At 57.8% G+C, this 12880-nt stretch carries 8 protein-coding genes and 4 pseudogenes; 3 read left to right on the top strand and 9 right to left on the bottom strand.

The annotated features are described in order from the left end of the window. Positions 1-312: 312 nt before the first annotated feature. The 5 genes and pseudogenes from XH92_RS37075 to XH92_RS43430 all read right to left on the bottom strand — a co-directional run bounded on the left by XH92_RS37075 (position 313) and on the right by XH92_RS43430 (position 5179). Entirely contained in the window at positions 313-1410 is a 1098-nt protein-coding gene (locus XH92_RS37075) for a radical SAM protein (protein ID WP_194456484.1), read from the bottom strand. Continuing rightward, the gene (locus XH92_RS37070; protein ID WP_194456483.1) at positions 1407-2660 is read right to left on the bottom strand and encodes an APC family permease; all 1254 of its coding nucleotides are present in this window, start codon (positions 2658-2660) and stop codon (positions 1407-1409) included. Before XH92_RS37070 ends, XH92_RS37075 begins: the two co-directional genes overlap by 4 nt. 187 nt (positions 2661-2847) lie before the next feature. Beyond that, positions 2848-3594: a YqcI/YcgG family protein gene (locus XH92_RS37065; protein WP_194456482.1), complete on the bottom strand. Its 747-nt coding sequence runs from the start codon at positions 3592-3594 to the stop codon at positions 2848-2850. 592 nt (positions 3595-4186) lie between these two features. Further along, positions 4187-4441, bottom strand: a pseudogene (locus XH92_RS43435) (hypothetical protein); the annotation flags it as partial. 450 nt (positions 4442-4891) lie between these two features. Continuing rightward, positions 4892-5179, bottom strand: coding sequence for a hypothetical protein (locus XH92_RS43430; protein WP_246787950.1), 288 nt, complete (start codon positions 5177-5179; stop codon positions 4892-4894). A gap of 450 nt (positions 5180-5629) precedes the next feature. Here XH92_RS43430 and XH92_RS43425 point away from each other — a divergent pair. After that, positions 5630-5863, top strand: a pseudogene (locus tag XH92_RS43425) (IS5/IS1182 family transposase); the annotation flags it as partial. Positions 5864-6040: 177 nt separating this feature from the next. Here XH92_RS43425 and XH92_RS37055 read toward each other — a convergent pair. The 3 genes and pseudogenes from XH92_RS37055 to XH92_RS44140 form a co-directional block, all read right to left on the bottom strand. After that, positions 6041-7432, bottom strand: a complete 1392-nt coding sequence (locus XH92_RS37055; protein ID WP_246787948.1) for a hypothetical protein — start codon at positions 7430-7432, stop codon at positions 6041-6043. Between the two features lie 367 nt (positions 7433-7799). Continuing rightward, positions 7800-8440: pseudogene (locus XH92_RS37050) on the bottom strand (IS3 family transposase); the annotation flags it as partial. A 57-nt stretch (positions 8441-8497) separates the two neighbouring features. Further along, positions 8498-8701: pseudogene (locus tag XH92_RS44140) on the bottom strand (transposase); the annotation flags it as partial. 906 nt (positions 8702-9607) lie between these two features. On the opposite strand from XH92_RS44140, the gene ehuB reads away from it, so the two are divergent. Together ehuB and XH92_RS37035 are read left to right on the top strand one after the other, a co-directional pair. Next, positions 9608-10495, top strand: a complete 888-nt coding sequence (gene ehuB / locus XH92_RS37040) for an ectoine/hydroxyectoine ABC transporter substrate-binding protein EhuB (RefSeq protein ID WP_194456479.1) — start codon at positions 9608-9610, stop codon at positions 10493-10495. A gap of 445 nt (positions 10496-10940) precedes the next feature. Continuing rightward, entirely contained in the window at positions 10941-12119 is a 1179-nt protein-coding gene (locus XH92_RS37035) for a cytochrome P450 (protein ID WP_194456478.1), read from the top strand. Positions 12120-12298: 179 nt separating this feature from the next. On the opposite strand, the gene XH92_RS37030 is transcribed toward XH92_RS37035, so the two are convergent. Next, complete coding sequence (locus tag XH92_RS37030; protein ID WP_371818109.1) at positions 12299-12625, bottom strand: hypothetical protein; 327 nt, start codon at positions 12623-12625, stop codon at positions 12299-12301. Between the last annotated feature and the right edge of the window lie 255 nt (positions 12626-12880).

Below are 12880 nucleotides of genomic sequence, written 5' to 3'. Positions count from 1 at the left end.
GTTCTCCAAGGATTCATTGACGACGAACGGGACGGAAGCGTTGAGGGAGGCCGCCGACGTTTGCCCTTCTGAACTACCCGGGAGCAGCAGCCCCGCAGATCAGAACGGTCCGAAATGGGCGAACGTTGATGCTGCGGATGAAGGAGTTGCGGCGTTAGGTCAGGGGGGCATGCCTCCCGAGAGCCGAAAATAAATCGCGAAAATCGCAGACGACCTCCAAGGCGGCAGACCCGGCTTCCGTTCCACCTCAAGGTCCTGATGATGCGGTGCTCGAATCCACTAGAGCGGAGAGATCAACATCTCACGCGTCTTTTAGGACGGTCGGCTTTCCTTCCACAGCATGAATTCGATCCTGCCGGGGACATCAAGAGCCACAGGAAAATCGGGAAAAGAAATTTGGTCGCCGTCTCGCATGAAGATGGCGACATCAGTGTCGTCATTCGTTCTGCTATAATGTTCTCGCCTTACCTTACCTCGAGGGGAGTCGAACACAAAGCGTGTCGAATTGATCCATGATGGTGAAATGAAATTGAGACGATCAGAAATGCGCCAGATGCGGCTCAAACGCACACGGAATGCTGCGGAATAGTAAATGGGATCCGGAATGAAGATTGAGAGATTGCGTACGCCCATCTCGTCGAGCTTTTCCAGGAGCCGATAAAGCACCGCATGGTGGTCATTTGTATTACGCAACAGAGGAAATTGATTGTAGAGCCTCAGCTTGTGCTGTCGAAGCTCTGCAATCTTATCCGACACTTCCTCACAGATTTCGTACGGGTGCACGATATGGAAGGTAAGGCGAAGCTTATGCTGTGTAAGGAGATCAATCTTCTCCGCTGTAAAAGCCCTCGGCTCATACACGATCGCCCTTGTATGAATTCGGATTGACTTTACGGATGAAACCGACCGAATCCCCTCGATAATGGCCGATAGCTGGGACGCCGGCAGGATTAACGGATCTCCTCCTGACAGGATCACTTCAGTTACATCGGGCTGGCTATGGAGATATTCGATCAGATGCCGCAAATCTGCATCCTGCTCAGTTCGCGTGTCGACGTCGACGCTTTCGTTAAGTGCGGCCGAGCGGAAGCAATACTGGCAGTTACCAAAGCACTTCGATGTGGTTAGGAATAGCACGCGGCTGGCATACTTGCGGACCGCTGACGTCCTGTTAGAACGGCCACAGGCATTGGACCGATCATCGACAAAGTCCTTCACCTCGTTGGGGGCCCTTAATGAGATTCTGTCCTGCGTCGGGAAGGACACTCGGTGAAGCGGCCCCTGATGATTGCCCAACGCCTCAACTTCTTCCTTGATCTTCCTTTCATAGAATGGTGTGACCTTCACGGGTAGCAACCCCTCCTTGATCGAGATGGTCCTGAAAACCCCATCGATATAGAGCTGGTTCATGTCGATCTCGTTCGATTGTTGCGTGTAAGGAAGTAGGTCATAAGCGCTATCAACGCGACATAGGAAAGGGAATACGCGGAGCTGAGCATGATCAGGGCTGATGGACATACAACCGCGGCAGCAAGCAGTCGTGAAAACAGGCGCTGCCGGAGTCTGACCAAGGCAATCGCCGAGATCACGTAGATGGCGAGAAAATTCATGGCAGCCAAGCGAAACATTATCTCGATATCGAGCAGCTCGATCCAGTCGCAAGCAACGATTAGGGTGAGCGACACAGCGACAAAATAGACACTGTTGCGAGGTGCTCCATTGCGCACGTAACTGAGACCGGCGGAAAGGACGCGGCGACCGGAAAGGTAAAGAATGAGCCGCGAGACAGCCACAACTGATCCGAACAGATTGGCAGCGATCAACAATACTCCAAGCAGGGCAACCAGCCAGCCCGGCGCCGCTGGCGCAATCTGCACTGCGGCTTGCAATATTGGCGTGTTGAAGTTCGACTTGATATCGGCAACATGCACGAGCGCAGCGCTGCCGATGTATACGCAAAAGACAACAAAGAACGAGCAGACCATTGCGCGTCCTAAAGTCTTTCCAGGAGTCCGAAAGTCCGCAGCCAAATGCGAGACGATTTCCCAGCCAGTGAAGGAGAAAAAGATCAGCGGAATCTGACCCACGATCGACGAGAAACTTGCGGGTCGACTGAATCCGGCGCCATTGGCGCGGACTGCCAGCACGATTAAGACAAAGAGTACGCCTATTAGAAGGAATAACGACGAACCGCCCACCAGCCTCACGACCCTCGAGAGCGACTTGCCACCGGACAGGGCAAGGAAGCCGCAAAGCAGGATAAACAGTACGGCGAGCAGATGAATGTCGACGCTGGTGCCAATCAGCTTCTGTAGGTAAGCCGCCCCCACGATTGCGATCGATGGTAAGCCCAGCATTGCAGCTCCGAGAAACAGCAACGCCACCAGCAACTCGAAGTACTGACCAAAAGCGAGCTTGGCATAGTATGCAACGCCGCCTGCGCTTGGATAGGCCCTGCCTAACATCACCATCGTCGCCAAAATCGGCGTCGTGAGCAGGGAGCACGCGAGCCAGGCGTATATGCCATCACTGCCAATTCTTTCGAACACCATTCCGGGCAGCACGAGTATGCCGGATCCAAGAATGACCGAAACGACGAGCAAAATCCCTGAGCTAAGCTCCAGGTGTCCCTTAATTCCGCTCTGGCTCTCATCTTTCATCCTGGCCTCGGCGGAAAAATCCACTGATCGTCTGTCTGGGAGTAAGAGGCACCATCGGTAGGGTTCCCGACGACAAGCCGTTGGAGCCTGCCCTGGCTGCCATCCGGATAGAAGAGCGAAGCATGACTCGCCGGATGACTGGATGACGGCGCAATCCAGGGCGAGCGAGCCGTTGCGGCCTCGCCGGTCACTTGAAGTGCAGAGGGCACTCAAGGGGTGCATCCTCATTGTTGTCAGGGATCATGTATTGAGGCCACTGCGCTTCCCCTAGAAGGTATGATCCCAGCAGCGGACTATGGGCGACGTGATCGTAGGCGTCGATGTTTTGTCGGATCTTTGCCGTAACAGCTCTGCCTCGTCGATCGGCTGGAGCTGCGATGTCGAAGATCTTGCGTGGATTGACAACGAAAGCCAAGCCGGCTCCCATGTTTCGGCTTCTGCGAAGAGCGTGGGATGGATGACTGACATTTACGAAGAGTTCGCAGCCGTGAAAGCACATCGTCCACTTCGGATGCGCCGGATCCTTGGGCACGTGCGTAGGCCAGGGATGCCGATCTTCTTCGATGAGAAGCTGCATCGCTTCGATGAAGACCTGCTTAAACTGACCCGCGGTCGTAAGGGTATCGATCGGCTCAAAAAGAACGAGTAATGGACGGTGGCGCTTGATGTCGAGAGCATCGATGTCAATATCCTCGATGTATGCGCGTAAGCCGCAAACCAGAAGATCAAGCTCGTACCCTAGTCGTTCGAGATCATATGGAATGAGGAGAAAGCGCAGATTGCCGCGCTTGACAGCTCGCCGGCCGAAAAAGCAGGGAAATTGTGGACAAACCTCCGGTTCATTGCCGAACTTGGACAAGACATGCGAGATCGCTGCGTGTCCCCACCGGAACTTTGCCGTGAGACTGGGGACATCTCCTTGATTGATTAGCATGGGCTCTTCTCCGATTTAGGTGGCCAAGCATTGTTGGCGAACCTTGACGGATTGATGCGTCGCGGCACGGACGTCGACGATTACCGTGCCTTGCGCTATTGCGATCCAATATCGTTCCACGGCAAGTAGTTCGTTTCCCACGGCGCGACTGCATTGGCGCAGCTCAGTTTTGCGCGCACACGGCCCGGCCGGCCGAGGCGCAGTCCTTGTCTGTTACACCCGGAAGGTTCGTCATGGCCGGCCAAGAGATGAGTTCATCGATGACGCAACGCCTTTTGCGGATGGTCTTGCAGGTGCTATGCCAAAATGCGAAAGCGGTGTCGAAGCAACGCGATCGCCCTCATGGCACGTTGTCTGATCTCCTACATTGTCGACGCTCCGACAATGAGTCGTGCAAATCCATCTTCGTGTGTGACCTTGAGAAGTACGATCGTCACTAATAGCGTCGGGCCGGCGACAGCCCAGGATGGCTACGGCTTCGCGGTACGTTGTAATTTTGAGGGCCGCGCTTGGCCAGGCACAGACAGCCTTAATGCAGCGACGCATGATTGCGCGCCTCCGACGGGCTTGGGGAGAGCCCGGTGCGCCAGTCCTACGTGATCGAAGATGACGACGCTTGCCGCGCAAGGCGCGCCGGCAAGATCAACGGCGCTGGACCTTGTGAGGCGCGATCCGGATCACATTGGCCAGAGCCACGCCGGTCGACGATCCGGAGCTCGCCGTCGGTCAGCGGCCGCTGTAGCTTCAAGAGCTTCGTCGGCCGCCGCGGTCAGCCAAGTCTCCACTTCGTCGGGCGTCGTCAGGATGACGGGCATCGCCTTGGGTCGATGGCGCCGACTTCGATGTTGCAGCGCGCTTTCGATCTCAGCCAGGGTAGCCCGCCGTCGACGGCTTGCTCGACCAACGCAAGAGACATCGATTGGCGCGCCGGCGCGACTATTCGAACGACGGCCAGCAAGCATCTTTCTCGCGGCGACCTGTGCGCTCCGTTCAGGTGTTGTCCAGCAGGCGCTGACTGACCGGCCGCCAGATAGTGTCTGCTACGTAGAAGCGCGTGCCATCCGCCTTCTGAATTTCTACGATCCGCCTGCGGCGGCTGCAGCAGATCCGCCAAAGTGGGGCCGAACTCGGACAGTTTGCGTAACTGGATCGGCCTTTGGGCGTGAGCGGCGTCGGCGCATTCGTCCCGTAGGAGCGAAACCCAGCAGGTGTCGGGCTAGTCGGCGGTTCCGATGGCGTGCCTCGCGGAGGGCGCTTTTGCCGACTGCAGCGGCATTAGCCGGCTTCTGGATCTGTTTCATGTTCGGGAAGCGCCAACTAGGCGACATTGTCCCCCTGACGCGCCAAGTCTATCCGGCTTTCGCGCCGAGCTCTGGGTCAATTGACTGCTGGAGAGCTGAGGTGTTGTCGGACAGCCTTGGGCGTCGAAGTATTCTTCGATCTCATTAACCGCTCGCTGCTCCCATTCGTCGGCCTGTGTCAGTAATGAGATTCGTTGGATCGGGCGGAATGCTGCTGCTTGACGGCATAGCGAAGCTATTGCGCGGTAGCGACGCACGTTTTCCAGAATTGCCGATCCCGTCATGTTTGATTCTTCCCATTCGACTTTGAGACGCGAACATGAGGCGGATCAATTTTCGATTGGTTAGCGGACGGATCGGAAAGCATCTATGGTTGGCAAATCCTTGCGACTTGAAACCTCTCTGGCCCCTCAACGCGGAGGTCTGATTTCCGACCAAGGAAATTTGACCATCCTCATGGCTGGGTTCTAGAGACGGCGCATCTTTTGGCAGGTGTGCAAAATAGCTCCACTAGCCATCCGCCGCCAGAACCAACGTAGATTGGTTGGGCAACGTCAGCGACGAGCGTATCGGAAATGATGCCCAAGCGATCGAGCGGGAGTCGCTTTTTGGAGCGGAGCGATGTTTCAGATTGCAAGCGTTTTGGCTCCGAAGGCGCAAAAGCTTGCAATTTCATTTTTGCGATTCCTTTCAAATCGCGCGTCTTCATCCCGTGGTTGCATAGGAAAGGAACGATGCGGCCCAACGAGCAACGGGACAGCAGACTGGCCGACCTTCTACGCCCGCGGCCGGATGCGATGATCGACATGGACCATACCCTGGTGAAGCTTTCGCGGACGATCGATTGGTCGTTTCTCGAAGAGCGGTTCGGCGCGGTCTACGAGAACAAGCCGGGCCGGCCGCCGCTGCCGACGCGGCTGGTGGCAGGACCTGCCATCCTCAAGCACACGTACGACCTCTCCGACGATGTAGCTAGGCAGGCTCGACGAACCAACCAAACTTGCGGTCTGGATTAACGAGCTGCGAGATCTGGCGATCTGCGTCGGATCATGGAGGGGCCTTTTGCCGATGAACAGGACCGACGATCCGGCCCTCTGTCTCGATGAAATCTGGCGAGCGCAGCAAATAAAGCGCCGCATGGGGAATCATGCTTTTGGTTCGGCCTGTTCGTCCGAATGGTCTAGCCAGTGCAGTGTCACCGATCCCAGCGGATGCCAGTCAGGAACGCGATGCTGGACCTGACCATTCGCGCCAATCAGATGATGGGCGGCACCGGGCAAAACGACCGGGTCGATTGGATGCAAGGCCTTCGAATTGTGCCAGAAATCGAGACCTTCCACCCATGTCTCGGAATAGCCTGGGTCGTTCACGAGACGCTTGAATGCTAACGGCTCCGTGGCATTCGGATCGTGATCTACGGCCGTGCCTTGGCGGACAAGCCTGAGGCGTTTCGATCCGAACCCGGCGAGCAACCCCATTCTGTTAAATTTCGAGATCGTGCCGCTGTTTGAAAATGCAATCGCCGCAATATTCTCCGTTCCAGGCAGTTCAAAAAAACCTGAAGGAATCTCCTTTGTGCCCCATCGATGCGTCCCGATCTTCCGCGGATGAATTCTCACCTGTCCGTTCTCGTCGCGATCCCAATCGTATTTGTAGCCGGCGATGTAATGCTCGAAGGCGGACCGCGTATAGATCATGGAGGGCGGAGCCGAAAAATCCTGAATGGCGAACATTAGCGACACGTCGGCCAGATGAGGCTTCTGCCAATATTTCTTATCGAGCTTTGATTTAAGAGCGCTACCGAACTTGATCGGCATGTAGCCATCGAGATAGGCCCGCACCTGATCGGCCGTATCGAGCGGCGGTTCGGCCAGGGGCGCGCCCGTTGCGCTTTGCGACGGATTGACGGTTGTTGCTTCGACCGCAAACCGCGCCAACGGGTTCTCACATTCGAAATCCGGTATGGCGTGGCTGCGATCGATGCCAAAATTCATCTCTCGAAAAGCGGCGAATAGATACAGTTCCCAGATTCTTGCATCGAAGCCGGTGGTCTGAAACTGCTCGACGAAATTGCCGTCAGCGTCTTCATACCAGCGCATCATCGGCTCGATGATGCCGCGCGCGGCGGAGAACGCTTCCTCGTCGCGCAGCTTGACGAAGCTCGGATTTAGCCGCGCCTCAGGCACGACAGCGGTGAAGAAATCAACCGGCTTGCCGGTCTCATCGCCTTGGTGATAGTCGGCGTCGTCTTCAGCCGCTGCGCGTTCCATCTCACGCCGGAGCGCCACCTCGGTGTGGCGGCGCCGGGAATCGAAGCCGGTGATCCAGACGCAACGAAAGCGCAGCTTCTTGTCGCGTCCGAAGACAACGCCGGCATAATCATTGTCTTCGTAATCCCGGATCAGCAGCCCGACGACGCGCTCCTGTGCGTGCTCGTACCAGCCGACTTCTTCGGCCATAAACAGCGTCTTCGGGTCGCGAGCGTACCCGGCCAGGGCGTCCCAGCGGAGGGATGAAATGGGCTTCATGCCGGTCAATATAGACGTCGCCGGGCCGGATTGCTGTCCCCATCGGCGCTTTTTCTACGCTTCGGCCGCGCGAGGTAACGCACGGCTTTTCTGTTTGTTGCGAAGTACGTCCGCAAGGTCCATGTGGAAGTCACGGCCGAGGTCGGCTGTGAGGCGTCCAAACAATTCATAAGCCATCCAGATGGGGGGCCTGGCTTATACCTCGATGCCACGGCTGTCCGCGCCGGATGATGGCGGCAGGCACGCCGTGGCGATCGTTGATTGTTCCGCAGGTCAGGGACCTTTGTCGTGAACGCGGTAGCGTCTCGCAGATTTCCCAAGCTGCGCCACGAGCGTTCATATCGTTTCCCCAGCGAAGGAGCGGTCCTTACTCCGGCCTCGGCGAATGGTGGATCAGGCCGGCACTTGGCCGCTGCGCCGAGATCGCCATCCGCAAGGCCGCCAAGGGCAGTTCGGCGCGCAAATGATCCGCCATCGCCCAGCCGACAATCCTGCGGCTATACAGATCCATGACGGCGGCCAGATAGAGCCAGCCCTGATTGGTCTCGATGTAGGTGATATCGGCGAGCCAGATCTGGTTCGGAGCAGTGGCGATGAAGTTGCGGTCGAGCAGATTCGGGGCGATCGGCAGGTCGTGGCGGCTGTCGGTGGTCCGCACCCGACGTGGCCGCGCCATGATGGCCCTGATGCCGTGACGCCGCATCAACCGCTCGATACGACCACGGCTCGCCCCGCGGCCCTGCGCCTTCAACTCGACATGGATACGCGGGCTTCCATAACGCCCGCGGGTGTCGCGGTGGACCCGCCTGATGTCGTCGACGAGGTCACGATTGGCGGCAGATCGTCGGCTCTCCGGGCGCGAGCGCCAGGCATAATAGCCGGCCGGCGAGACGCCGAGCACGTCGCACAGGAGCGTCACCGGATAATCGGCGCGGCGATCTTCGATGAAGCGGAATCTCATGTCCGTGTTCCAGCAAAGATCGCGATCGACTTTTTTAAAATATCGCGCTCCATGCGCAGCCGCTCGTTCTCTCGCTGCAAACGCGCGATCTCTGCCGCGTGGTCCGCCGACGGCAGCGTCGCCTGCGTTGGGGGGCGCCGCGCCGCCGCCGTCGGCTCCGGCCGGGCCCCTCGCTGCTCCACCCACCGCCGCAGCACGGAATCGCGCAGGCCAAGCTCCTTGGCCACAGATCCGATCGAGCGCCCGCTCGACGCTACGAGGTCAACCGCTTGCCGCTTGTAGTCGTCCGTAAACGACCGACGTTGACGTCCTTCCATCTGACACCTCCTGGCTCTTCGAGCCTACTACAGGTGTCCATCAATTCGGAGGAGGTTCACCCAGATCCGCCGAAGTGGTCTGCGGTGCGAAGCAGTAGCCTTGCTACCCTTGCCCCTACGGGCGTTTCCTCCCTTGACTTAGCCGCCCGGTCTTCAGACCGGCGGCTTCTTTACACGCTGGCACAGAGGGTGCTGTCGGACTTGATGCAATCGCGCGAAGAGTTGCCGCGCATCTTCGTAAGCAGCTGACCTCGCGCAACGGATACCGGATTGAACTTCCTTTAAATCGGAAGAGTCGAAGGAGGAAAAGTACTTCGTATTTCGATTTCATGACGGCCGCAGCTCGGCGTTGGAGGCATAGCCGCGCTTACAAGTCGGTACCGCCCAGACTGGTGAACGCGCGCGCACCTGATCTTCGGAGAATTAGAGACCGTGGCCTAGAGCGGGTTCAACTATACCGGGCACGGATCGAGTTGCCGAACTGCGGTCTGCGGCCAGGCTTCACCTGGTTTGTTCGGGCTTCCTTGAGCCAGCAGCCTCCAGAGCAGGCCTCCGCCGTTCGGCCTCCCCTCACCGCCGGACATCATTGGGGGACGGTCTTGACCAGCTTTGTATACCGGGTATATCATTAACTAAACGTTAGAGGCTCACTTGACGGGCGTGCTTCACGTGCCGGCGGTCGCGAGGTTTGCGAGGCGTATGGACTTGTTACGCCGCGAAGCTGGTTTCCAACCCGCCGTTCGGGGGCCCGGCGGAACTGAAAGCGCGACGGAGCGGCCAAAATGGCCTGAGTGACCTAGTTACCCGTGCATGTCTGATTAATCGCCGCGACCTCATCTCGAAACATTGCTTGGAGTAGAGGTCGCGCAGATAGGGTCGTTGTCAAACTACCAAACCGAGGGGCCGATGAGAGTACAAGGGATTTTGTCCGGCGCTGCATTTGTTGGTGCCATCGCACTCGTCATTTTTGGGGGTACGGCGTTAAAAGCCGGCGCGGAAACTCTGAAGGAAAAAGTTGCGAGTGAAGGCAAGCTGACGATTGGCGTACACAACAAGTTTCCCTGGGGGATCAAGACGGATGATGGCGACGTCTCCGGTCTTTATCCGGACGTGCTCAAAGCCACGGCAGAATCGCTTGGTGTCAAGAAGGTCGATTTTGTTGTGATGGATTTTGGCGCACTCATCCCTAGTCTTCTGTCGCGAAGAATCGATGTCGTTGCCTCCGGAATGGTGATCACCCCTGCTCGCTGTGCACAGGTCAGCTTTTCCAACCCATTTCATACCGGCGGGGATTCGATCCTCGTGAAGAAGGGAAATCCGCTCAACCTTCACAGTTACGAGGACATCGCAAAGCGGCCAAGTACCCGCGTCGGGGAACTGCGTGGCGCCTCAACTGCCCCGAACGCCATAGCCGCCGGGGTAGCCAAGGAGCAAATTCAGCTGTTTCCCGACAACGATGCCGTTCTCGGGGCGCTGCTGGCCGACCGCATTGATGCTGCCCTTTTTGCGACTGGATCTACCGTAGGCATTCTCAGAGACCCCAATGTCACCGGGATCGAACGGGCAACGCCGTTCACGGGGCTGGTCATCAATGGTCGGGAAAAGAAGGACTATGGCGCGTTTGAATTTCGCCCCGAGGACAACGAGTTTCGAGATCTGTTCAATCAGAAACTGGCCCAGCGGCAGGCCGACGGAACCGTAAAGACGATCTTGACGAAATATAGTCTAGGCGGTGAGGACATCACAGCGCAGTCCATAACTGCAAAAGAGCTCTGTGGCACAAATTACCATTGAGCCCATCCAGCTTTCCCAGGCCGCCGTAAAGGTCCGATAGTGCGCACCGTGGTCGTTGGCGCGCCCGCGTAGACGGCCCAATGAGCGGCGCGTTCGCCCCACGAGCGAAACGAGGTGCCGGTAGAGATGCCGGCACTGCAAGTTCTATCGTCTTGGCTCGGTCAATTTCGCGCAGCAGGCCACTGCCATGCCTGGTGCGATGCGGTCGACCCGAGGCAAGAAAGGGCGCGGTGATCGCAGGCAGAGCGAATCGCATTTGCCCGGCGGTGACTGTCCGAAGCGGTGGCGTCCTAAATCTTGAGAATCTTCGGGCGAGAACGATGGCAACCTGGCGTTGACCGGTGATGGTATGCCGGGTATATTTTTTTATGAGCTCCCGAACGTTGAGAGGATCGACATTGACATGAGCGTTGCCTCCGTTCCTCAGACTTCCGCAGAGTGGTCCATGCTGGCACTCGCAGGTCAGGATCCCTTTCCAGCCTATGATTTACTGCGCAAGAAGGGACGGGTCGTCTGGGATCAAGGCATGAATTGTTGGCTCGTGCTGACTTACGATCTTTGCAAGCAGGTCGAGTCGGACGAGGGTACCTATCGAATTACTTACGCTGACGCGCCTCCGCTTGTATTCGAGATCAGGGGAGGTGAAGGTCTGTCGGCGCTTGTTGGGGAGAGGCACGCGCGTATGCGGCGGGTCTACCTCAAGCTTCTCGCGCCGTCGGCCATGCCAAGATATCGCGACCAGCACATCCTGCCAATCATCAACGAGACAATCGACCGGTTCGCCGACGAAGGAAGTGTCGAGCTCGTGTCGCAGTTTTGCGAGCCGATAACCGGTAAGGTCATGGCAAGCCTGTTCGGACTTCCATGGCAGGACGACGCGCTTCTCAATGACATGGCTGGCTGGCATCGGGACATTGTTGCCTGGATCGGCATGAAGTATTTCGGCGAGGAGTTGACCAGGAAGGCAAAGCTCGCATGCAAGGAATTGAACGCCATCCTGCTGCCCCACATCCTTGAGCGAAGGCACAATCGCGGGAGCGATTTCGTCAGCCTGGTGTGGTCTCAAGCCGAGAAGGATTGCGGCGAGGTCGAAGTGGAGGATGTGCTGGGCGTTGTAAGAGAGCTGGCCCTCGGCGCCGGCGAGAACACCGCCAATGCCACGGCTAACGCCATCTACCTCCTCTTGGCGAACTCTGCCGTGCGCGAGGCGGTCACAAGCGATCAGGACGGCGCCCTCAATGCATTTGTCGAAGAGACGTTCCGGCTCCTAGGGTCGGTTCAATTTCGCTACAGGGTTGCCAATCGCGACGTGTCGCTCGGTGACGCGACAATCAAGAAGGATGATACGATTTGCCTCGTTCACGCGGCGGCAAATCGGGATTCCGATCACTATGGATGCCCGCATATGGTCGATTTGGGACGGCCGCGTCTGACCGATCATCTGGCCTTCAACGTCGGCCCGCGGGTCTGCGTGGGTATGCATCTGGCGCGGCTTGAAGTCCGCGAGAGCCTCAAGGCTCTGATCACACGTTGCCCCGATCTGCGACTCGATCCATCCAAGGAAGCGCCGCGGTTCCTGGATTTTTATCATCGTTATTTTGGTCCCCTGCACACTCTGTTTTGAGGCTGCGATCAGGGAAGTTTGCTGCTCGCTTCGCTGCGAACAGGCCGCGAGACCGGACAATCTCCGCGCCATGCCGAACGGCCGGTGGAACTGGCCGAAGCTCGCGACACGCGAAGCCCAAGCAAGCAAGTCCGGAGTGGAAGCGCCGCGACAGGGTAGGAGACTGCTGCGCGCTGGACTCAATGCTGGCCGGCGCGACTAAGCCGGTTTTCGAGCCAAAGGCTGTAGCGGGAGTGGCCATAGCCGATTGCAAAAGAGATCGGGGCGAGCGTCGAAAACGCTTTCTTGTAGAATCCAAGCCGGTTGGGATCGCTCGCTGCCGCGTTGGCGGCATTGAGAATGTCGATGATACGGATCAAGGCAAAAAGCGAGGTGGCGAGCAGGAAGTCGATCGCCGGGTTGACTAGCCCTGGGATCACCATCCGCAACGCATGGGGCAGGATCACGTGCTGCATCGAGCGCCAGAAACTCAGTCCGAGCGAGGCTGCGGCCTGCTCCTGGCCGATCGGGACCGCCTGCAGACTTCCAATATTCGAGTGTCGGTACGCTTTGGCTAGGGACAGAGGTGAAGTTGTTGCTCGGCTATTTCGCAGCGAGCGATGATCTACCGGAGCTCACGCGAATATCCGATCCCCACACATCCGATTCCACAAAATGACCAGTTCAATCCGATGACTGCGATGATCGGGCCAACAGCCAACGAAGGGCTCTCATGGTCCTGCCTACGAGATAAATGCTCCAGATGATAACCATGTCACACC

Origin of the sequence: Bradyrhizobium sp. CCBAU 53421, from assembly GCF_015291625.1 — a bacterium.
GTDB lineage: Bacteria > Pseudomonadota > Alphaproteobacteria > Rhizobiales > Xanthobacteraceae > Bradyrhizobium.
The sequence above is the reverse complement of the archived record's forward strand: the minus strand, read 5'-3'. Positions and strand labels throughout refer to the sequence as shown.